Below are 22,023 nucleotides of genomic sequence, written 5' to 3' on the forward strand. Positions count from 1 at the left end.
GGGGACTGGGCTGATGCGGTGTGGTTGTCCTGGATCCCGGCTCTACGCTTCGCTCCGGCCGGGATGACAACCGTGGGAGTAAGCTGCCTCTTCCTATTCCTCCACGAACGCCTTGAGCCGCCCCAGCGTGTCGTCCCATTGGCGCGACACCCCGTCGAGATAGGCGCGGGCCTCGTCCAGCGCCTCCCGCCGCGCGGCGAAGCGGCTTTCGCGGCCGACCCTGAGGCTGGCCACCAGGCCGGCGTCCTGCAGTACGTGCAGGTGCTTGGTGATCGCCTGGCGGGTCAGGGCGGTGTCTGTCGACAGGGCGGCGATCGACCGCGCCTGGCCGTCGCCCAGCTTGCCCAGCAGCGCCAGGCGGGTGCGGTCGCCCAGGGCCGCGAAGATCGGGGCCGGATCCCGGGCGGCGGGCTCAGGATTCAACATGGGCCTTGATGTTCTGGACCTGCTGCGTCCAGCCCCCGTCGTTCATCCGAAACGCTTCCTCGCGGCGATGGGCGGGCACCTTGTCGAAGCCGGACTCCACCACGACCAGCCGCGTGCCAGTGGCGATCGGCTCAAGCTTGAACTCGACCAGGGTCGGTTCCTCCTGGTCATAGTCGACGTCGGGATCGACGCCGTACGGATGCCAGGTGAAGGCCAGACGGCGGGGCGGCTCGATGGCCGTCACCTTGGCCTTCCAGACGATGTGCTCGAAGCCCGGATACAGGATCTTGCCGCGCGCCTCCTGGCCCACGACGAAAGGCGCCTCCAGCTCGACCCGGAACCAGGCCCCGAATTCCTTGTGATCGCTGACGGCGCGCCAGACCCGCTCGATCGGCGCGTCCAGGTCGATGGTCTTTTCGATGCGATCGGTCATGATGGCAACCTCCTGGTTGCTCATTCTGACTCCGACGAGCAATATAGGCAACCAGATAGTTGCTCTTCTAATTCCATTCATCCCGACGAAGGTCGGGACCCAAGCTGAATGTCAGACGGGGCCCCGATGGATCGATCGGCCGAGCCCGAGATCGATACTCGGCTTGGGTCCCGGCTTTCGCCGGGATGAATGGATGTGAGGGGATGTGGGTGTCCTAGTTCGTGTCCTCGGCCACCGGATCGGCGGCCGAGACGGCGCCGTCCTTGTTGGTGTCGTGGGTGACGAACATCCGCCAGCCGGAATAGTCGAACTCGGCCGGGGTGATGCCGCGGCTCTTGTCGGTGTCCAGCACGCCGAAGCGCACGTCGGCCTGGCGCAGCTGGCGCACGCGCTCCTCCTCCTTCTTTTCGGCGGTGTCCGTCGAGGCGGCCAGGCGCTTGGCCAGGCGGGCGGTGAACTCGCCGACATATTCGTCGTGCGACAGGGCGCCGTCGTGATTGGCGTCGATGTCGGCGAACTGCTTGTCGCGGCCGGCCTTGAACTCGTCCTTGCTGACCGAGCCGTCGCCGTTGAGGTCCTGCTCCTTGATGAAGGTGTCGCGGGCGTGCGAGGCGGCCAGGGCCGGAGCGGCGACACAGAGCGCGGCGGCGGCCAGGAGGGCGATCTTGCGGGTCATCGGAGAGGTCTTTCTCAGCGCAGGGATTCGAAGGTCAGGGCGTAGGTGTAGGAGCGGCCGGTCGCGTCGGCAGCGGTCGGGGCCACCCGGTAGCGGGCCTGGATCTGGTAGACGCCCGAGCGGGCGACCTTGACCGTGAACCGGCCCTGGTCGTCGCTGGTCAGGGTGACCGGCCGGGTCTTGGCGTCGGCGTAGCGGTCGTCGCCGGCGTGCAGGGTGATCGTCTGGCCGGCCACCGGCTTGCCGTCGAACAGCACCGTGAACTTGGCGTCCTGGCCGGTGAAGATGCTGCTGGGATGGGTGACGGCGACGAATTCCAGGCCCTTGCCGATCGGGGCCAGGGCGGCCGTGCTCGGCGCGCCGCGGGTCACATAGACGTCGGCCAGGGTCAGGCTCTGCATGTCGACAGGCGTGGTTCCGGCGGGGGCCTTGGCGGGATCCTCGAGGAATTCCCATTGGCCCTTGACCAGCACGGCCTTGGCGGTGCGGCCGGTGCGCTGGCCGGTGGTGATCCGATAGGTGCCGGGCTGTTCGGTCGCGACCTCGACCAGGGCCAGTTCGCGCAGGTTGGTGGCGCTCAGCGGCTTGCGCGCGCCGTCCGGCCCGACCACCGCCCAGGCGTCGGACTTCATCGCCACCTCGGGGCTGAAGAAGCTTTCGGTGAACGACCCTTGCACGGTCACCAGCTTGCGGTCGGTGACGTCGAAGGCGCTGGGCAGCAGGTAGGGCGAATGGGCCTGGGCCGCGCCGGCCAGGACGCCCGTGAAGGCGACCCCGGCCAGGAAGGCTGCGAACGAAAGCGAGCGGCGCATGGCTGAAAGTCTCCGGATCCCGATGAAGCGTCGCCTTCGGCTCTAATAGGAATGATTCTGAGAATCAATTGCATTTAGCTTGACCGAGCGATCCGGCGCTCGTAGGTCCTCCGCCAACAGATGCGAATGGTTCGCATCTATCTGACCCGGGGGTCCTCGATGTCTCGCCTCAAGCTCGCCAGCTTCGCCGCCGTCTCGGCCATGGCCCTGCTCTGCGCCCAGGCGGCCGCCGCGGCCGACGCCGCCTCCACCGCCGCCGACGCGGCCGTCGAGCTGGACAGGGTGACGGTCACCGCCACCCGTTCGGAGACCAAGCTGCAGGACGCCCCGGTGACCGCCAGCGTCATCTCCGACCAGGACATCGAGGACGGCCTGGTCAAGGACATCAAGGACCTGGTCCGCTTCGAGCCCGGCGTCTCGGTGCGCAGCGCGCCGGCCCGCTTCACCGCCGCCGGGGCCTCGACCGGCCGCGACGGCAACGCCGGCTTCAACATCCGCGGCCTGGAAGGCAACCGCGTCCTGATCCTGGTGGACGGCGTGCGCGTGCCGGACGGCTACGCCTTCGGGGCCCAGAACATGGGGCGCGGCGACTATGTCGACCTCGACACTCTCAAGTCGGTCGAGATCGTGCGCGGCCCGGCCTCGGCCCTCTATGGCAGCGACGGCCTGGCCGGCTCGGTCAGCTACTTCACCAAGGACCCGTCCGACCTGCTGAAGGCCGGCAAGGCGTTCAGCCTGCGCGGTCGTGTCGGCTACGCCTCGGCCGACGAGAGCTGGACCGAGAGCCTGACCGCCGCCGGGCAGGCCGGGGCCTGGGAGGCCATGGTCGCCTATACCCGCCGCGACGGCGAGGGCCAGAAGACCGCCGGGACCAACGACGCGGCCAACACCGACCGCACCACCGCCAATCCCGAGGACAACCGGTCCAACGCCGTCCTGGCGCGGGTGGTCTACACCCCGAACGACCAGAACCGCTTTCGGCTGACCTATGACCATCTGGACCGCGACACCGACTGGACGGTGCTGAGCGCCATCGCCAAGCCGCCCCTGGCCGCGACCAGCGTGCTGGGCCTGACCGCCTGGGACAAGGTCAAGCGCGACCGCGTCAGCCTCGACCATCGCTTCACCGACGGCCAGGGCCTGATCCGGTTGGCCACGACCACGCTCTACTACCAGGACAGCACGACCCGGCAGTATTCGGCCGAGGACCGCGACACCGCCGTCGACCGCACCCGCGACGCCACCTTCGACAACCAGGTGTTCGGCGCGGCGCTGGAACTGCACAGCCTGGCGACGATCGGCGGCGTGACGCACAAGATCGTCTGGGGCGGCGACGCCTCGCTCACCCGCCAGGAGGGCGTGCGCGACGGCACGGTCCCGCCGGCCGGCGAAACCTTCCCCACCCGCGCCTTCCCGACCACCGACTACACCCTGGCCGGGGCCTATGCGCAGGACGAGATCGCCGTGGGCCCGGTGACCTTCTATCCGGCCGTCCGCTTCGACTATTACAGGCTGGAACCCAAGCGAGACGCCCTGTTCACCGCCAACGTCCCGGCCAGCCAGAGCGAAAGCCACGTCTCGCCCAAGCTGGGCGTGGTGTGGAAGGCCACCGACCTGGTGACGGTGTTCGCCAACGCCGCCGCCGGCTTCAAGGCCCCTTCGCCGTCCCAGGTCAACAACGGCTTCGCCAACCTGGCCTCGAACTACAGGTCGATCTCCAACCCCGACCTGAAGCCCGAGACCAGCCGGACCTTCGAGCTGGGCCTGCGCCTGAACCGCCCGACCTGGAACGCCAGCGTCACCGGCTTCACCGGCCAGTACGACGACTTCATCGAGCAGGTGCAGGTGCGCGGGACGTTCACCGCCGCCGACCCGGCCGTCTACCAGTACATCAACCAGTCCAAGGCCGAGATCACCGGCGCCGAGGCGCGGTTCGCCACCGAACTGGGCGGCGGCTTCACCCTGCAGGGCGCGGCCTCCTACGCCCGGGGCAATTCGGAGAACAGCGGCCGCAAGGTCCCGCTGACCTCGGTGGACCCGGTCAAGCTGGTGGCGGGCCTGTCGTACCGCGACCCCGCCGGCCGGTTCGGCGGCGCGCTGAACGCCGTGCACTCGGCCAAGGAGTCGGCCGGCCGCTCGGGCGTTAGCTGCAACACGACGATCGTCGTCAACGGAGTTCCCAGCACCCAGACCGGCTCGGACTACTGCTGGATGCCCAAGGCCTTCACCGTGCTCGACCTGACCGCCTACTGGAACGTCACCGACAACGTCACCCTGCGCGGCGGCGCGTTCAACATCACCGGCCAGACCTACGCCTGGTGGAGCGACGTGCGCGGCCTGGCCGACAATTCCGCCGTCAAGGACGCCTACACCCAGCCCGACCGCAACTACAGCGTCTCGCTGGCGGTGAAGTTCTAACTCTATCCGCCTTCCCGGGGAGGGTGGCCCCGAAGGGGTCGGGTGGGGGAGCCGCCGCAATGACTCCCTGCACCGGCCCCCACCCGTCGGCTTCGCCGCCACCCTCCCCGCAAGGGGGAGGGAAGTCGCATGGGACTTGCGGCGCCTGGCCCAGGTCGACTACGACCCCTACCATGAACGCCCAGACCGCCGCCGACCGCTATATCCTGATCCTGCAATGCCCCGACCGTAAGGGCGTGGTCGCCGCCGTGTCCGGCTTCCTGGCCGACAACGACGCCTCGATCGTCGAGAGCAGCCATTTCAACGATGGCTTGGCCGACCAGTTCTACATGCGCACGGTTTTTCGCCCGGATGGCGCCATGCCGGGCCTCGACGACCTGCGCCGCGGCTTCGAACTGATCGCCAAGCGCTTCGGCATGACCTGGGCCCTGCATGACGCGGGCGCCAAGCCCAAGGTGCTGATCGCGGTCTCGAAGTTCGGCCACTGCCTATTCGACCTGCTGCACCGCTGGCGGGCCGGTCTGCTGCCGGTCGAGATCGTCGGGGTGGTCTCCAACCACGAGCACATGCGCTCGTTCACCGAATGGAGCGGCCTGCCCTACTTCCATCTGCCGACCACCAAGGCCAACAAGGCCGATCAGGAGGACGCCTTCCTCAAGCTGGTCGACGACCTGGCCGTCGACCTGGTGGTGCTGGCCCGCTACATGCAGATCCTGTCGCCGGCCCTGTGCGCGCGGCTGTCGGGCAAGTGCATCAACATCCACCACTCGTTCCTGCCCAGCTTCAAGGGCGCCAAGCCCTATCACCAGGCCTTCGAGCGCGGCGTGAAGATCATCGGGGCCACGGCCCACTACGTCACCACCGACCTCGACGAGGGCCCGATCATCGAGCAAGGCGTCCACCGGGTGGACCACAGCCACACCCCCGACGACCTGGTGACCCTGGGCCGCGACGTCGAATGCACCGTGCTGGCCCGCGCGGTGACCTGGCACGTCGAGCACCGCGTGCTGATCGCCGGCGCCAAGACGGTGGTGTTCGCCTAGGGCTTTGCGACGAGCGTCCACGTCACCGCGTCCCGCGCCCCGCCGCCCTCCACCGCCAGGCGGTTGACGCCCGGAACAAGCGTCACCGGCCAGGTCGCGACATGGTCGACCACCGGCGCGTGTCCAAGATCGCGACCGTTGAGGCGCAGCGAGACCGAGGGCACATTGGCGTAGACCTTGACGGTTACCGCCGCCGTCTCCCGGACCACCGCCCGGCGGCTGGTGATGTAGGCCATCGGCGTCGTCGTCCAGTTGGCGCGATACCAGTAAAAGGCGTCCTTGCGGACCTTGCGGTCGTAGGTGACCAGGCCCTTGTCGTTGATCCCCGGACGGTCGCCCTCGTCGCGGCCGTCGGACGCCAGGTCGAAGCCGACCCAGACGAAGGTCCCCCACAGCCACGGCTTTTCGCGCAGGACCCGCCAGTAGGTCTCGTGGAACAGGGCCTGGTACTGCTCGGGGTGCCACTTGCTCTTGGCGACCGGCCGGCGCGGCGGGTCTTCCTGCTGCAGCACGCTGGCCCCGGCGCCGTATTCGCTGATCGCCAACGGCCGGTCGGGGCTCTTGGCGTGGACCGCCTCCACCCAGGGACCGACGTCCTCGGGCTTGCCGTCGTACCAGCCGAAATAGCGATTCTGGCCGATCAGGTCGGTGTGCAGGGCCTGGGGATCGGTCTCGGACTTGCAGCAGTCGGCCAACACCGTCGGGCGCGACGGATCCTCGGCCCTGGCCACGGCCTGCAGGCCCGACAGCAGTTTGGCGGTCGCCGCGTCGGACCGGTAGAGCTCGTTGGCCAGCCCCCAGGTCACCACCGAGGGGTGGTTGTAGTTCTGGCGGATCAGCTCGCGTAGCTGCTCGGCCGCGTTCTCGGCGAAGGCCGGACCGTCGTCGGCGACGCTGTTGAGCGGGATCTCGGTCCACACCAGGAAGCCGTCCCGGTCGGCGTTCTCGTAGGCCCGGCGCGGGTGCTGGAAGTGCACGAAGCGCAGGCCTGTCGCGCCCAGGTCGCGCAGGATGGCGAAGTCCGCGTCGATCTCGGCGTCGCCGACCGCCAGGCCCTTGGCCGGCCGTCCGCCATGGAACAGGTTCACGCCGTGCACGCCATAAGGCTGGCCGTTCAGCAGGAAGCCGCGCGCCGGATCGCCGGCGATCACGCGGAAGCCGACCGGCACGCTGACCGTGTCGTCGCCGACCGAGGTCACCAGGCGGTACAGGTAGGGGTCGGCGCGTCCCCGCCACAGGCGCGGCGCGGCCACGCGGGTCGTCAGGCTGGCGGGGGCGGCGGCGCCGGGCGCGACCTCCACGGAGCCCGACAAGGTCGCCACGGTCTTGCCGTTCGCGTCCAGCAGGCGCGAGCGCACGGCGACGCGGGCGGGCGCAGCCTGGTCGTTGCGCACCCGGACCAGCACCGACAGGTCGGCGCCGTCGGCGCTGACCGCCGAGGGCGTGGCGTAGACGCCCGGGCCGCCGTGGTCGAGCATGTCGACGTGCACCGCGTCAGTCATGACGAGGCGGGCGGGCCGGTAGAGGCCGCCGAACACCGTGAAGTCGCCGCCCAGCGGCGCGACGTCCTTGTGGCTGGCGTTGTCGACCCGCACCGCCACCAGGTTGGGTCCAGGGACGATCCGATCACTGACGTCGAAGCGGAAGCCGGCATAGCCGCCGGCGTGCCGTCCCACGGCATGACCGTTGACCCAGACCTCCGAGACCAAGGCCGCGCCGTTGAACTCCAGGAACGCCCGCTGGCCGGCCTTGCGGGCCGGGGCGACCAGGCGGGTCCGATACCAGGCCGGTCCGCGATAATAGCCGCCCCCGTCGGCCCCGTCGGCGGCGTTGTAGGTGTGGGGCAGGCGCACAGTCTCCCAGGCGCGGTCATCGAAGGCGGGGCTCTGGGCCTTGGTGGAGTCACCCTTGGCGAAGGTCCAGGTCGCCAGCGGGATCGTCACGCGAGGCCCGGCCGTGGCTTGGGTCGGCGCCAGGCAGAGCATGGCCAGGAGGATCAGGGCTTGCAGCGGCGTCTTGCGGGTCATCGGGCGCCTCGGCTCCATCATGGGCCAGACCGATTAGCACGGGATTCGAACGGAACGCCCATTGACCCGGCCCCTGGGTCCGCCTCGATAAGGACGACGGTCAGCCGCCAACGAGGTGATTCCGTGCGTCCTTCCGTCCGTTTCCTGAACCCTTCCGAGGCCGCCCGGCGGTTGGGCGTGTCGGCCAAGGCCCTGCGGCTCTATGAGCAGCGCGGCCTGGTCGCGCCCGGGCGCACCGCGGCCGGCTGGCGGGCCTATGGGCCGGACGAGCTGGCGCGGGCCGGCCAGGTCGTGGCCCTGCGCGTCCTGGGCCTCAGCCTGGCTCAGGTCGCCCAGGTACTGAGCGGCGACGGCCAGGCCCTGGAGCCGGCCCTGGCCGCGCACCAGGCCAGGCTGGAGCAGCAGGGCCGGCAGTTGGCCGGCCAGGTCGAGAAGGTCCGAGCGCTGCGCGCCGGCCTGGCGCGGGGCCAGACCCCGGAGGCCGAGGACCTGACGGGGCTGCTGGCGCCGGCCGCCGGCCTCAGCGTCGCCTTTGACCTGCCCTGGCCCTGGGGCGGCGAGCCGTTCGTCCTGGGCGACATCCCGCCCCTGACCTACATCACCGGCCCGCTGGGCAGCGGCAAGACCCGGCTGGCCCTGAGCCTGGCCGAGGCCCTGCCGGGCGCGATCTTCCTGGGCCTGGACCGAACGGCCGAGGGCGGCGCGGCGGTCCGCGCCGGCCTCGACGCCGGTCCCGCCCTGGCGGCGCGGATCGACCGGACGCGGGCCTGGCTGGTCGAGGACGGCGCCACGCCGTCCGACGACCTGCTGGCGCTGCTGGCCGCGCTGGAGGCCGAAACCGCCGCCGCCCTGGTGATCGACATGCCCGAACAGGGGTTGGACGCTCCCACCCAAACGGCGCTGGTCGCCTGGCTGCGCCGCCGCGGCTCCGACGCACGGCCGGTGTTCCTGCTGACGCGGTCCAGCGCGATCCTTGATCTGGCCGCCCTCGGGATAGGCGAGGCCCTCCTCTACTGCCCGGCCAACCACGCCCCGCCGATCCGCGTCGCCCCCTATCCCGGCGCGCCCGGCTACGAAGCCGTCGCCAGCTGCCTGGCCTCGCCGGAGGTCAGGGCCCGGACGGCGGGAATGATCGCGATGATGCGCCACGCGGAGTCAGGCGGAGCGTCGACACGGCCTGCCGCCGGTCGATAGTCCAACCCGGACTGGCAAGCGGCGGCGCGGAGGCGCGGCCAGACCGATCTCGAGATCGATCCGGCCGCCCGCCCCTACAGCAGGATGTCGGCCGAGGTGAGCGTGCCGGTCACGTTCAGGGCGATCACGAAGTCGGCGACGCCGTCGCCGTTCACGTCGCCGGAGACATGGTAGTAGCCCGAGGCGTCCGGCGCGGCGACGATCAGTTGGCCCGCCACGTGGGAGAAGCTGGTCACGACCAAGAAGGCGTCGTTGGCGCCCGTGCCGGAATTGGCGTCGATGCCGCTCAGGTCCAGCTTGTCGGCCTGGGCGGAGCTGAAGTCGAAGATCAGGTCCGTGGCGATCGGCGAGCTTTCGGCGGCCGAGGTGTAGACGAAGGTGTCCGCCCCGGCGCCCCCCAGCATGAAGTCGGCCCCGCCGCCGCCGGCCAGGGCGTCGTTGCCGTCCAGGCCGTAGAGGATGTCGTTGCTGACGCCCCCGGCCAGGGTGTCGGCGACATTGTGGCTGGCGCCGTCGCCCACGACGACGAAAGCCTGGCTCGCCCCGCCGCTGGTGACCAGGTCGGTGGCCTTCAGCGAGGTTCCCGACACCGCGACCACGGCCTGATTGTTTCCGCCGCCGTCCGGCGCCGAATAGACGAAGGTCGTCCCCTCGTAGCGCGCGATGGTGATCTTGCCGCCGTCGATCGCCGAGATGTCGAGCTTGTCGTGGCCGGAGTCGAACCCGAAGATCACGTCGTAGCCCGCGAAGTTGGATTGCGAGATCGCCGTGTACTGGAAGGTGTCGGTCCCGGACCCGCCATAGAGCATGTCGGCCCCGCCCCCGCCATTCAGGGTGGTGGCCCCCGAACCGCCGACCAACACGTCCGCGCCGGCCGTGCCCGTCAGAGTCTCGACGCCGCCGCCGGCGTACAGCGTGTAGCCATGGACCGCGCCGCTGACGATCAGGTCGGACGTCTTGAGGTCGCCATTAACCTGCACGACGCCCGCGCTCGCGCCCGAGCCGAAATAGACGAAGGTGCTGGACCCGAAGCGGGCGATCGCCACCGTGCCGACGTCGACGGCCGAGATGTCCAGCTTGTCCTCGCCGGTCGCGAAGTCGATGATCGTGTCCCAGTGCAGGATGGTCGAGTCGCCGGCGCCGACGAGGAAGGTGTCGACCCCCGCCCCGCCGGCCAGGGTGTCGCCGCCGCCGCCGCCGCGGATCGAGTCCGCGCCGCCCGCGCCGTTGATCGTGTCGGCTCCCGAGCCGCCGGTCAGGGTGTCGGCGCCCGCCGAGCCGATGATCGTGAAGCCGAAATCGGCCACGCCGGTGACGATGTCGGTCACTTCCAGCCCCTGGCCCAACGCCTTGATCTGGCCCTCGGCCACGCCGTCGCCGTTCAGGTCGATCGACAGGATCTTGTCGGTCCCATCCGTGGTCAGGGTCAGCCTGGTCGTCCCGGTGATCAGCGGCGTCAGCCCCAGCGTGTCCGAACCGTGGGTGAAGTCGGTGATCGTGTCGAAGGCCGCGACCGTGCTGTCGCCGATGGCCTCGTAGGCGAAGACGTCCGCCCCGCCGCCGCCCGTCAGGGTGTCGGCGCCGCCGCGTCCCGTCAGGGTGTGGGCCGAGCCGTCGCTGATCAGGATGTTGGCGTTGGCGTCGCCGGTGGCCGAGCCGGTGACCGTCACGGTCAGCTGGGCCGTCGCGGCGGCGCCGGAGGGATCCTTGATCGTGTAGTCGAAGGTGTCGCTCACCACCTGGCCGACGATCAGGCCCTCGTGGTCGGCCACGTAGCTGTACGTGCCGTCCGGATTGATCGTCAGCTTGCCGTTGGCGCCGTTCACCACCGTGCCGCCCGAGACGACGGCCTGGTCCACGTGGGTGGCGTTGTAGGCGACATTGGTCACGGTCAGCGTCGCCAGAGCGTTGTCGACGTCGCCGTCATTGGCGCGGACCGAGCCCGTGACCGTCAGGCGTTGGGCGACTGCGTTGACGTCGGTAGCGGCGGTGGGCGTATCGTTGATATTGGCCACCACGGCGGTGGCGGCGCTGGCCTTGCTTTCCGCTGTGCCGTGGCCGTCGGTATAGCTGACCACCACGCGGACCGTCCCGCCGACGTCGGCGTCGCCCAGCACATAGGTTGTCTGGTCGCTCCCGACATTGACGTAGCCCGAACCCGTGTCCCGCTGCCATTGATAGTGCAGCGCACCCAGGCCGTCCGCATCCGCCAGGGTGGAGGACGCCGTCAGCACCTGGTCCTCGGCGACCGTACCGGCGATCGTCACCACGCCGGTCGGCGCGTCGTTGACATTGGCCACGGCCGCGGTCGGACCGCTGGTCTCGCTCTCGAACACGCCCTGGCCGTCGGTATAGCTGACGACCACGCGGATCTGCGCCCCGACGTCGGCGTCGCCCAGGGCGTAGGTCGCCTGGTCGGTCCCGACATCGACATAGCCCGACGAGACCGTGCTGCGCTGCCACTGGTAGTGGAACGCGCCTAGCCCGCCGGTGTCGGCCAGGCTGGACGTGTCGGCGGTCAGGACCTGGTCCTCCGTCGCCGCGCCGGTGACGCTGACCCCGCCGGTATGGGGACCATTAGCGGGCAGGATCGTCGCCGTGGCGGCGCTGGTCGCGGACTCGGCCGTGCCGTGGCCGTCGAAATACGAGGTCACTACCCGGATGACGGCGCCGATGTCGGCGGCCGCCAGCGTATAGGTCGACTGGTCGGCCCCGACATTGACGAAGCCCGAGCCGCTGTCGCGCTGCCATTGGTAGTGCAGCACGCCCAGTCCGTCGGCGTCGGCCAGGGTCGAGGTATCGGCGGTCAGGACCTGGTTCTCGTTCGTCCCGCCGGTGACGGCGACGCCGCCGGTGTGCGGGTCGTTGACGTTGGCGATCGCCGGCGTCGAGGCGCTGGTCGCCGACTCGGCGAAGCCCTGGTTGTCGGTGTAGCTGACCACCACCCGGACCGTGCCGCCGACGTCGGCGTCGCCCAGGGTGTAGGTCGCCTGATCGGCCGCGCCGACGATGTTGACGAAGCCGGAGCCGACGTTGTGCTGCCACTGGTAGTGCAGCGTGCCCAGGCCGTCGACGTCGGCCAGGGTCGAGACGGCGGTCAGGACCTGGTCCTCGGTCGGCGTGCCGGTGAGCGAGGCACCGCCCGTATGAGGATCGTTGACGCCGCTGATCGAGGCGCTGGCCGACGAAGTCACGGCCTCGGCCGTGCCCTGGCCGTCGACATAGCTGACCACCGCGCGGACCGTGCCGCCGACGTCGGCGTCGCCCAGGGTGTAGGTCGCCTGATCGGCCGCGCCGACGATGTTGACGAAGCCGGAGCCGACGTTGCGCTGCCACTGATAATGCAGCGTCCCCAGGCCATCGACGTCGGCCAGGGCGGCGGTGTTGGCCGTCACCACCTGGTTCTCGGTCGTCGTGCCGGTGATCGACACGCCGCCGGTCGGGCTGTCGTTGACGTTGGCGATCGATGCGGTGGAAGCGCTGGTCGCCGACTCGGCGAAGCCCTGGTTGTCGGTGTAGCTGACCACCACCCGGACCGTGCCGCCGACGTCGCCGTCGCCCAGGGTGTAGGTCGCCTGATCGGCCGCGCCGACGATGTTGACGAAGCCCGAACCCACATTGTGCTGCCAGAGGTAGTGCAGCGTGCCCAGGCCATCGACGTCAGCCAGGGTCGAGACGGCGGTCAGGACCTGGTTCTCGGTCGGCGTGCCGGTGAGCGAAGCGCCGCCCGTATGAGGATCGTTGACGCCGCTGATCGAGGCGCTGGCCGACGAAGTCACGGCCTCGGCCGTGCCCTGGCCGTCGACATAGCTGACCACCACGCGGACCGTGCCGCCGACGTCGGCGTCGCCCAGGGTGTAGGTCGCCTGATCGGCCGCGCCGACGATGTTGACGAAGCCGGAGCCGATGTTGTGCTGCCACTGATAATGCAGCGTCCCCAGGCCATCGACGTCGGCCAGGACGGCGGTGTTGGCCGTCACCACCTGGTTCTCGGTCGTCGTGCCGGTGATCGACACGCCGCCGGTCGGGCTGTCGTTGACGTTGGCGATCGATGCGGTGGAAGCGCTGGTCGCCGACTCGGCGAAGCCCTGGTTGTCGGTGTAGCTGACCACCACCCGGACCGTGCCGCCGACGTCGCCGTCGCCCAGGGTATAGGTCGCCTGATCGGCCGCGCCGGCAATGTTGACGAAGCCCGAGCCGACGTTGTGCTGCCACTGATAATGCAGCGTGCCCAGGCCGTCGGCGTCGGCCAGGGTCGAGACGGCGGTCAGAACCTGGTTCTCGGTCGGCGTGCCGGTGATCGATGCGCCGCCGGTGTGCGGGTCATTGATCCCGGCGATAGCGGCGGAGGCCGAACTGGTCACGCTGTTGGCGAAGCCCTGGCCGTCGTTATAGCTGACCACCACGCGGACCGTGCCGCCCACGTCGGCGTCGCCCAGGGTGTAGGTCGCCTGGTCGGCGGCGCCGATGCTGACGAAGCCCGACCCGCTGTTGCGCTGCCAGTCATAGTGCAGCGTCCCCAGGCCGTCGGAATCGGCGAGGGTCGAGGTGTCGGCCGTCAGCACCTGGTTCTCGGTGGGCGTGCCGGTGATCGAGGCCCCGCCGGTGGGGGCGTCGTTGGTGGCGGCGATCGCTCCGGTCGCGGCGCTGGTCGCCGATTCCACCGTGCCGCCTACGTCGGTGTAATAGATCACCACCCGGACCACGCCGCCGATGTCGCCGTCGCCCAGGGTATAGGTCGCCTGGTCGGCGCCGACATTGACGTAGCCGCCGCCGACGTCGTGTTGCCACTGATAGTGCAGCGTGCCGAGGCCATCGACGTCGGCCACCGTCGAGACCGCGGTCAGGACCTGGTCCTCGGCCGCCGTGCCGGTGACGCTGGCGCCGCCGGTGTGGGCGTCGTTGACGGCTGTGATGTTGACCAGCACCGAGCCGCCGGCCGTGGCCGTTCCGCCCGCCCCCTGCCCGCCGCCGGGCGCGCCGTCGTTCAGCGCGTAGTTCAGCGTCACGCTAGTGGGCGGCGCATCGCTGGCGTTGGTGTAGGCGATGTGGTCGATGACGTCATTGACCAGGGCGGTGGTCGCCGTGGTGGCCGAGCTGGTGAAGGTGATCGTCAACACGCCGCCGACGCTGGTGAAGGTGGCGAAGGTCAGGCCGCCGACCTGCAGATTGCCTCCGCTGACCGTGAACAGCCCGCCCGAGCCGAAGCCGAAGGTGTCGGCCGCGTTGGCCGAGGCCCGCTGCACCGTGAAGCTGGCGCCGCCGTAGTCGCCATTTCCGCCGTTGCGAGCGTCGAGATCCACGTCGGAGACCGTGAGCGAGCCCAGCAGGACGGCCGCCGTCTGTTCGGTGGCGCCGACCGTGGTGGCGCTGGCCGGCACGACGGGCGTGTCGTTCACCGCCGTGATGCTAGTGGTCAGGTCGATACTGACGTCGCTGAAGCGGGTTTGGCCGCCGTTGACGCTGACGTCCAGCAACGCGCCGGTGGTCACCACGCCGCTGGAATTGTCGATCAGGTAGGCGGTGAGGGCCGGGACCGCGCCGTTGAAATTGGCGGCCGGCAGGAAGCGCAGCAGCGTGCCCGCCGCCAGGACCAGGGCCGTGGACTCGCTGGGCGAACCGATCGTGGTCCAGGCGCCGCTGAAGTATTGCCAGACCCCTTGGGTCGTGGCCGCGTTGCCGGTGATCGCCACCCCGGCCAGGGTGTCGCCGTCGGGGTCGCTGAAATGCGAGCCGAACAGGGTCGAGACGGTCTGGCCGGACGGGGCGACGGTGTCTTCATTGACCGCCGTCAGGGTGGCCGAACCACTGGCCACGGGCGCGTCGTTGGTCGCTGTGACCACGACGTTCAGGGTCAGGGCCGCGCTGTAGGGCGTGGAGCCGCCCGAGGTGGTCAGGTCGGCGGTCGCGCCGGTGGTCACCGCGCCGGACGAGTCCTCGATCATCGAGACGGTCAGGGCCGGAGCCGTGCCCGAATAGTCGGCCGCCGGCACGAAGCGCACCAGCGTGCTGGCGTCCAGGACGAAGGCGGCGGCGGTCGAGACGGCCGGCAGGTCGTGCCAGGTCCCGGCGTCGAAATACTGGTAGACGCCCTGGGCCGCGGTCGCGGCGTTGGCCGTCACGGCCACGCCGGTGAAGGCGTCGGCCGATGAGCCGCCGCCACCGGCCACCTGGTCCTTGGCGTCGGAGAAGTGGCTGCCGAACAGCGACGAGATCGTCTGGCCCGCGCCGGGCGCTGAGTCCTCGCCGATCGAGGTCAGGCTGACGGCCGAGCCGCCGGTGACGGTGGGCGCGTCGTTGATCGCGGTGACCGCGTGGCTCAGCACCACCGTGCCGGTGCTGTAGGGCGTCGAGCCGCCGCTGGTGGTGGTGTTGACGACGGCGCCGTTGGTCAGGGCGCCGCCCGAGGCGTCGACCAGCTTGACCGTCAAGGTCGGGGCTGGGCCGTTGAAGTCGGTGGCGGGCAGGAAGCGGATCGGCGCGCTGGCAGCGATCGTCACCGCTGCCGCCGTCGAGGCCGCGCCGATGTTCACCCAGGTCGAGCCGTTATAGTACTGCCATTGGCCCGTGCCGGCCGCGGAGCCGTTGGCGGTCACGGCCACCCCGGCGAAGGCGTCGGTGTCGGCGTCGCTGTACTGGCCGCTGAACAGGCTTGAGACCGTGTTGGTCAGGGCCGCGTTGGCGACTTCTTCGTTGGTGGCTGCGAGGGCTTCGGTCCCGTCGCCGGCCACGACCGGGGCGTCGTTCACTCCGATGATGGTGATGGTGTAGCCGTCGGTGTCGCTCAGCACGCCGCCCGAGCCGGTGGCCCCGCCATCGCTGGTCACCACCGTCAGGGTGTCCGTGCCGCTGATGCCGACATTGCCCAGGAACACCAGGCCGTTGCTGGCCGCCAGGGTGGTGTTGATCTTGTTGATCGTGGCGGTGATGGTCACCGAGCCGGCGCCGTTGCCGACGATGTCACCGGACACCAGGCCGCTCGCGACGTCCGTCCGCAACGTCAGCACGCCCTTGGTCACGCCGAGGGTGACCGTGACGACGGCCGAGGCGGGATTGGCGTCGACGTCGCTGACCTGCAGGCCGGTGACGGCGATGTTGGTCGCTTCGTTGCCCGTGGCGCTGGAGACCGTGCCATTGACCGGCGCGTCGTTGACCGCCGCGATGTTGATCGTGGTCGTGCCGCTGTTGACCGATCCGGCCAGCACGCCCGGCGTGCCGTCGCTGACGGTCCAGGTGACGGTGCGGCTGGTGTTGGCGCCATAGTTCGTCGGGTTGTCGCCCGTGGTCCAGTAGGTGATGGCCGCCAGCACCGCCTGGTAGTTGGCGATGGTGTCGTAGCCGGTCAGGCTGAGGGTCTCGGTCGCGGCGTTCCAGGCGACCGTGATGTTGGTGCCCGCGATCGGGCCGGCGATCTGCTTGCCGGCGCCGTAGCCCAGATGGTCGTCGGCGGTGCTGGCCTCGTTGGACGAGAACGTGCCGCCGGTGATCTGCACCGTGGCGCTGGCCAGGTGGTCGCCGTCGGTGTCGGTGATGGTCGGCGCGCCGGACAGCACGGTGGTCGCGGCCGCCTGCTGCTCGTTCATGGCCGTTGCCGTGCCGGCGACGGACAGGGCCACGAGGTCCGTGAAGGTCATCCCCTCGATGTTGGAGCCGGTGCCGGCGCCGAAGGCGGGCGAAGGCGTGATCGTGCGGATCAGGCTGGCCGAGGTGCCGGCGGCGTTCAGCTGGAAGACGTAGATCACGTCGTCGTTGTTGTTGATGGTCTCTTCGCTCTCGACATAGAGCTGGCGCGTCGACTGATCGAACGTCATGTCGCCGCCATAGTAGGCGTTGCCGCCCGGCAGGCCGGTCAGCGTCACCCGGGTGGGGGTGGCGCCCGACGCGCTGGCGTCGATGTACCAGATCGCGTTGTCGTTCGCGTCGTAGTCGCTGCCGCCGCCCGACGGGGCCAGCGAACGGGTCGTGAAATAGAGCTTGTGGTTGCTCTCGTCGACCTCGAGATCGATGATCTGGCCGTTGCTGCCGTCCGACGGGAACAGGTTGGCGGCGAGCATGTCGGTGGCGACGGTCGGGTTGCTGAGATCAAGGCGGAACAGCCCGTATGTCAGGCCGTCGACCCTTTCGCTGTAGAACAGCCGCCCGCCCGCGGTGATCGTGCGGTCGAGCGCGAAATCCTGGGGATCGAGAACCTTGAAGCCGCTGACGTCGCCCCTGTTGTCGGTGTTCGCGGTGACGAGGAAGCCGTTGTCGGTGATGTTTCCGGCGGCGTCGTAGCTGTACACCCGGATGCCGGTGATGGCGCCGTTCGGCGTCCCCGCGCCGTCCTGGGAGCCGACGTAGATCTTGCGGGTGAACGGATCGACCTCGATCGTGTTGACCAAGGTGGCGGTCGGGATCGTGCTGACCACGACGGTCGGGGCCGCGGAACTGCCGATCACGCCGCGCACCAGGACGGCGTTGTTGTCGGCCGAACTGCTGACGATGGCGAAATAGAAGCCCGCCGCCGTGTCCACGCCGATGTCGGAGGTGAACGAACTCGACAGCTTGTCGTCGCCCGTGCCGGCTCCACCGTTGTCGATGACGACAGTGCTGGTGGTGCCGTCGTCATTGATGCGGACGAGGCGCGTGTCGGCGTCGCCGCCTTCGGTCATGTACCAGAGTTGGCCAGAGAACGGCATGGATCAGTCCTTTGCCTTGGCGAAACCGCGCGTCGGCTGACGCGAGCGGGACGCCCTCGGGGCGCGCGCCCCGCATGAAATGGACGCAGTGCGAGAGGCCGTGGGAGCGGCGGCGCGGCCGGCCGTCGCGCGATGCGAAGACGGAAAGTCGCGCATGCGAGCGCATAAATTGCGCATTTGACTCCCCCCTTGCTTTAGTCGAACGCGAACGCAACCTTAACGGGGAGCTTAGAGGCGCACAAGTAGACATACACGGATCGGCGAACAATGTTCGACTATCTGTTGTGCAGCCCAGGATAGTGAGTTACGACAGGGACAATCGCGAGGTGGGGGCGGCCGTTCTTAATCAAGGTCAAGAAACGACCACGACTTAAGGTTTAGTCACCTTGTCGCGCGCCTGAGACTTGCGCTTTAAAAAGACCTTTGGGAGCGAGGGAAGCAGCCATGGCCGAGCCTTATGTTGGTGAGATCCGCATGTTCGGGGGCAACTTCCCGCCGCTCGGTTGGGCGATGTGCGACGGGCAGCTGATGTCGATCTCCGAGAACGACACGCTGTTCAATCTGATCGGCACCACCTACGGCGGCGACGGGCAGTCGACGTTCGGCATGCCCGACCTGCGGGGCCGGGTTCCCAGCCACCAGGGCTCGAAGAACGGCCAGACCTACATCATCGGCCAGATAACCGGCGTGGAAGCCGTCACCCTCTCGCCCCAGCAGTTGCCGCAACATACCCACCCCCTCTACGCGGCCTCGACGCCGGGCGCGGCGAGCACGCCCACCACCCAGACCATGATCTCCAGCCAGGGGCCGGGCGGCACCGTGCTGTTCGCCTACCAGCCGTACAACGCGGCGAACGAACAGATCGCCTTGTCGGCCGCGTCGACCACGCCCAGCGGCGGCAACCAGCCGCACGAGAACATGCAGCCCTATCTGGGCATCAATTTCATCATCTCGCTCTACGGCATCTATCCGTCCCCGAGCTGATGCGTCCCGCCCGAAGATCCTTTGGAGACTCAAAGAGATGAGTGATCAATTCGTCGCGGAGATCCGCATTTTCGGCTTCAACTTCGCTCCGAGGGGCTGGGCGCAGTGCAATGGCCAGCTCCTGCCGATCCAGCAGAACACCGCGCTGTTCTCGCTGCTGGGCACAACCTATGGCGGCAACGGCACCACCAACTTCGCCCTGCCCAATCTGATGGGCAGTATTCCGATCCATATCGGGCGCAACCAGCCGGGCCCCGGCCTGTCGGTCTACGACCTGGGCCAGACCGGCGGCGCGCCGAACGTGACGGTGCTCGAGCCCGAGATGCCGATGCACACGCACTCGCCGGTGGTGACCACGGTTGTCGGCACCGTCACCGCCGCGGCGAACAACCAGCCCGCCCAGGCCTTCTTCGGCACCTTCCAGTCGGCCACCCGGGGCCTGTTCTACAGCCCGACGCCGCCGGCCGTGCAACTGCCGGCCCAGAGCATCGGCCTGGCGGGCAGTTCGGTCCCGCACAACAACATGATGCCGACCCTGTTCCTGAACTACTGCATCGCCCTGCAGGGCGTCTTCCCAGCCCGCAACTGACCCGCCGCGACGAACACGAGGAGAGAAACTCATGGGTACGCCATACATGGGCGAGTTGCGGATCATGTCCTTCAACTTCGCTCCGAAATACTGGGCTCAGTGCAACGGCCAGCTGCTGGCCATCAACCAGAACCAGGCGCTGTTCTCGCTACTGGGCACCACCTACGGCGGCAACGGCGTGACCACCTTCGCCCTGCCGGACCTGCGGACGATGGTCCCCGCCCACCTGAGCTCAAGCTATCCCCAGGGCGCGGTCGTCGGCGAATACAGCCACACCCTGATCCAGACCGAAATGCCGCAGCATCTGCACTTCCTGAAGGCCGACGCCACCCACGCCGGCGACACCAACGCGGCCACGGCGGCGACGGGCAACAGCTTCGGGCAGACCTACGGCAAGCCCAGCTCCGGCGCGCCGATCGGGTTCAACATGTACAGCACCACGCTGAGCCCCGCGGCGCCCATGGCCCCTCAGGCGCTGGGAATCGCCGGCGGCAGCCAGCCGCACGAAAACCGCCAGCCGTTCCTGGTGCTGAACATCTGCATCGCCCTGCAGGGGATCTTCCCCTCCCGGAACTAGGCCTTGGACGTGTCGCGTGGCTTCAGTTGAACACGGCCTGGTAATCCTGCCGCCCCGCCGCGGGCGTATGGACCGGGATCAGGTAGAGATCGTAGGCGCCCGCGTCCGCGCCGCCTTCGCGCGCGAGCGTGTGCATCCCCTCGGCGAGCACGTCGCCGGGGGGGCCGCTGAAGATCAGCACGAAGGGCTGGTAGGTCGGATCGCCGTGGCCGGGCTGGGTCTCCAGCCGCTCCACCTCGCTCAGGGACAGCACGTGACGCCCGCCCTCCACCCTGAACGACGCGCCCAGGTGAGGCGCGAAGGCGTCTGCGGTCAGGGCGACGAACTCGGCGGCCATGGAATTCCCCGGATCAGAATCGAAGCGCGGCCAGTATGACGACCTCGCCACCTGGACGGGAAGAGCTTCGCGCATCGCGGCCGCAAGAGGCAAGCGTGCTCTCTCCGGCGGCGGCGGTCCACGTTGCGCTGCGTCCCGAGACCGAGGCCGACGCCCCCTTCCGCCTGGCCCTGTTCCGCACTTCCCGCGGTCCGGGCTGGGACCAGATCCCCCTGCCCGCCGAGATGCTGGCCAAGGTGATGGAGCAGCAGTTCAACGCCCAGATCCAGGGCTACCAGACCGCCTATCCGCGCGCCCGGCTCGAGATCGTCACGGTCGGCGGCGCTCCGGTCGGACGGTTGGCCACGGACCGGAGCGCGGACGCCCTGCACCTGATCGATATCGCCGTGGTCCCCGAGCGGCGCGGCCAGGGGATCGGCGGGGCCGTCCTGCGGTCGCTGATGGAGGAGGCCGCCGCCGCTGGAGCGCCGGTGACGCTGCAGGTGGCCCGCGACAATCCGGCGGCCCAGCGGCTCTACCATCGACTGGGCTTCGCCCTGGCGGCGGCGGACGAGACGCACCTGACCCTAAGCTGGCTCGCTCCGCCGAAGGAGCCGATATGACCCGTGTCGCCGTGGTCGGCTGCGGCGCGTGGGGCCGCAACCTGATCCGGACCTGCGCGGAACTGGGCGTGCTGGGCGCCGTGGTCGACACCGACGCCGACGCCGCCCGGGGCCAGGCCGAAGCGTGGGACGTTCCGGCCCTGCCCCTTGCCCAGGCCCTGAACGATTCGAGCCTGGACGCCATGGTCATCGCCACGCCGGCCCCCACCCACGCCGCGCTCTGCCGCCTCGCCCTGGACCACGGCAAGGACGTGTTCGTCGAAAAGCCCCTGGCCTCCAGCCTGGCCGAGGCCGAGGCCCTGGCCGCCGACATCGCCCGCTCGGACCGGGTGTTCATGGTCGGCCACCTGCTGCGCCATCACCCGGCGTTCGAGGCGCTGGCGGCCATCGTCGCCCGCGGCGAGATCGGCGCCCTGCGTTACATCGGCGCCTCGCGGCTGAGCCTTGGCCGGGTTCGCACGCACGAGAACGCCTTCCTCAGCCTGTCGCCCCACGACGTCTCGATGATCCTGGCCCTGGCTGAGGCCGCGCCGGTCAGCGTCGAAGCCACCGGGCGGGCCTTCGTCACCCCCGGCGTCGCCGACGAGGTCCACGCCGATCTCGGCTTTTCCGGCGGGCTCCACGCCCATGTCGCCGCCAGCTGGCTCAGCCCGGTCAAGGAACAGAAGCTGGTGGTGATCGGCGAGACCGGCGCCCTGGTGTTCGACGACGTCCGCCCCTGGCCGGAAAAGCTGATGCGGCGCGAGCAGGCGGTGACCCTGACCTCCGCCGGCCCGATCGCCTCCGGAAGCGAGCCGCGCTTCGTCGATCTGACCGCCGAGCCGCCCCTGACCAGGGAGATCCGGCACTTCATCCAATGTTGCCAAACCCGAGCCACCCCAATGACGGGTATTGACGAAGGTGTTCGCGTACAGCGCGTGCTCGAACGCGTCGAAGTGCAATTGCTTCATGGCCTCGATCGACTTCGAAGCTAGTCGGGACACATGCATTATTTCGCAACATTCCGCATAACATTGTTCGAACACTTTCATTGCCAAAGTATTGATGGCGGAAAATATCAATAGTCCGGCAAACTACCCACTTTCGTAATGAATATACCTTGGCCAAAACCTCTTTGCGGAAAGGCTTTCCCCGCGTACGATCCTGCCATGTTGAAGGGCGCGTTGATCTTGAATAAGAACGCCCTGACCACGAGGGGCCCATGAACGTTCATATCCCGACGTTTCC

15 protein-coding genes are annotated in these 22,023 nt (G+C 69.1%); 8 read left to right on the plus strand and 7 right to left on the minus strand.

Annotated elements, in window-relative coordinates:
• Positions 1-93: 93 nt before the first annotated feature.
• The 4 genes from J2X41_RS23315 to J2X41_RS23330 all read right to left on the minus strand — a co-directional run bounded on the left by J2X41_RS23315 (position 94) and on the right by J2X41_RS23330 (position 2,347).
• Positions 94-426, minus strand: a complete 333-nt coding sequence (locus J2X41_RS23315; RefSeq protein ID WP_310086558.1) for a helix-turn-helix domain-containing protein — start codon at positions 424-426, stop codon at positions 94-96.
• A complete protein-coding gene (locus J2X41_RS23320) occupies positions 413-859 on the minus strand; it encodes an SRPBCC family protein (protein WP_310086560.1) in 447 nt (148 codons plus the stop codon). The genes J2X41_RS23315 and J2X41_RS23320 overlap by 14 nt, the downstream gene beginning before the upstream one ends.
• 214 nt (positions 860-1,073) lie before the next feature.
• Positions 1,074-1,535, minus strand: coding sequence for an EF-hand domain-containing protein (locus J2X41_RS23325; protein WP_310086563.1), 462 nt, complete (start codon positions 1,533-1,535; stop codon positions 1,074-1,076).
• A gap of 14 nt (positions 1,536-1,549) precedes the next feature.
• Complete coding sequence (locus tag J2X41_RS23330; protein ID WP_310086565.1) at positions 1,550-2,347, minus strand: DUF4198 domain-containing protein; 798 nt, start codon at positions 2,345-2,347, stop codon at positions 1,550-1,552.
• A gap of 159 nt (positions 2,348-2,506) precedes the next feature.
• Here J2X41_RS23330 and J2X41_RS23335 point away from each other — a divergent pair, with 159 nt between their 5' ends.
• The gene (locus tag J2X41_RS23335) at positions 2,507-4,765 is read left to right on the plus strand and encodes a TonB-dependent hemoglobin/transferrin/lactoferrin family receptor (RefSeq protein WP_310086568.1); all 2,259 of its coding nucleotides are present in this window, start codon (positions 2,507-2,509) and stop codon (positions 4,763-4,765) included.
• Between the two features lie 173 nt (positions 4,766-4,938).
• Positions 4,939-5,808: a formyltetrahydrofolate deformylase gene (gene purU / locus J2X41_RS23340; RefSeq protein WP_310086572.1), complete on the plus strand. Its 870-nt coding sequence runs from the start codon at positions 4,939-4,941 to the stop codon at positions 5,806-5,808.
• On the opposite strand, the gene J2X41_RS23345 is transcribed toward purU, so the two are convergent.
• Positions 5,805-7,835, minus strand: coding sequence for a glycoside hydrolase family 2 TIM barrel-domain containing protein (locus tag J2X41_RS23345; protein ID WP_310086574.1), 2,031 nt, complete (start codon positions 7,833-7,835; stop codon positions 5,805-5,807). The two genes, purU and J2X41_RS23345, sit on opposite strands and share 4 nt — an antisense overlap.
• Positions 7,836-7,958: 123 nt before the next feature.
• On the opposite strand from J2X41_RS23345, the gene J2X41_RS23350 reads away from it, so the two are divergent.
• Entirely contained in the window at positions 7,959-9,029 is a 1,071-nt protein-coding gene (locus tag J2X41_RS23350; protein ID WP_310086577.1) for a MerR family transcriptional regulator, read from the plus strand.
• 74 nt (positions 9,030-9,103) lie between these two features.
• Here the strand turns inward: J2X41_RS23350 and J2X41_RS23355 are convergent, their stop codons facing one another.
• Positions 9,104-17,707 carry a M10 family metallopeptidase C-terminal domain-containing protein gene (locus J2X41_RS23355; RefSeq protein WP_310086579.1) on the minus strand — a complete coding sequence of 2,868 codons (8,604 nt, stop codon included), beginning with the start codon at positions 17,705-17,707 and terminating at the stop codon, positions 9,104-9,106.
• A 444-nt stretch (positions 17,708-18,151) separates the two neighbouring features.
• On the opposite strand from J2X41_RS23355, the gene J2X41_RS23360 reads away from it, so the two are divergent.
• Genes J2X41_RS23360 through J2X41_RS23370 form a run of 3 tightly spaced genes read left to right on the plus strand, consistent with a single transcriptional unit; the run spans position 18,152 to position 19,857 of the window.
• On the plus strand, positions 18,152-18,691 hold the full coding sequence (locus J2X41_RS23360) for a tail fiber protein (protein ID WP_310086581.1): 540 nt from the start codon (positions 18,152-18,154) through the stop codon (positions 18,689-18,691).
• Between the two features lie 37 nt (positions 18,692-18,728).
• On the plus strand, positions 18,729-19,280 hold the full coding sequence (locus tag J2X41_RS23365) for a tail fiber protein (RefSeq protein WP_310086584.1): 552 nt from the start codon (positions 18,729-18,731) through the stop codon (positions 19,278-19,280).
• Between the two features lie 31 nt (positions 19,281-19,311).
• Positions 19,312-19,857: a tail fiber protein gene (locus J2X41_RS23370; protein ID WP_310086586.1), complete on the plus strand. Its 546-nt coding sequence runs from the start codon at positions 19,312-19,314 to the stop codon at positions 19,855-19,857.
• 22 nt (positions 19,858-19,879) lie between these two features.
• On the opposite strand, the gene J2X41_RS23375 is transcribed toward J2X41_RS23370, so the two are convergent.
• Positions 19,880-20,194 carry a DUF6916 family protein gene (locus J2X41_RS23375; protein ID WP_310086587.1) on the minus strand — a complete coding sequence of 105 codons (315 nt, stop codon included), beginning with the start codon at positions 20,192-20,194 and terminating at the stop codon, positions 19,880-19,882.
• 95 nt (positions 20,195-20,289) lie between these two features.
• Here J2X41_RS23375 and J2X41_RS23380 point away from each other — a divergent pair, with 95 nt between their 5' ends.
• Positions 20,290-20,796: a GNAT family N-acetyltransferase gene (locus J2X41_RS23380; protein WP_310086589.1), complete on the plus strand. Its 507-nt coding sequence runs from the start codon at positions 20,290-20,292 to the stop codon at positions 20,794-20,796.
• The gene (locus J2X41_RS23385; protein ID WP_310086591.1) at positions 20,793-21,770 is read left to right on the plus strand and encodes a Gfo/Idh/MocA family oxidoreductase; all 978 of its coding nucleotides are present in this window, start codon (positions 20,793-20,795) and stop codon (positions 21,768-21,770) included. Before J2X41_RS23380 ends, J2X41_RS23385 begins: the two co-directional genes overlap by 4 nt.
• Positions 21,771-22,023 lie beyond the last annotated feature (253 nt).

This window comes from Caulobacter sp. BE254 (genome assembly GCF_031457295.1).
GTDB lineage: Bacteria > Pseudomonadota > Alphaproteobacteria > Caulobacterales > Caulobacteraceae > Caulobacter.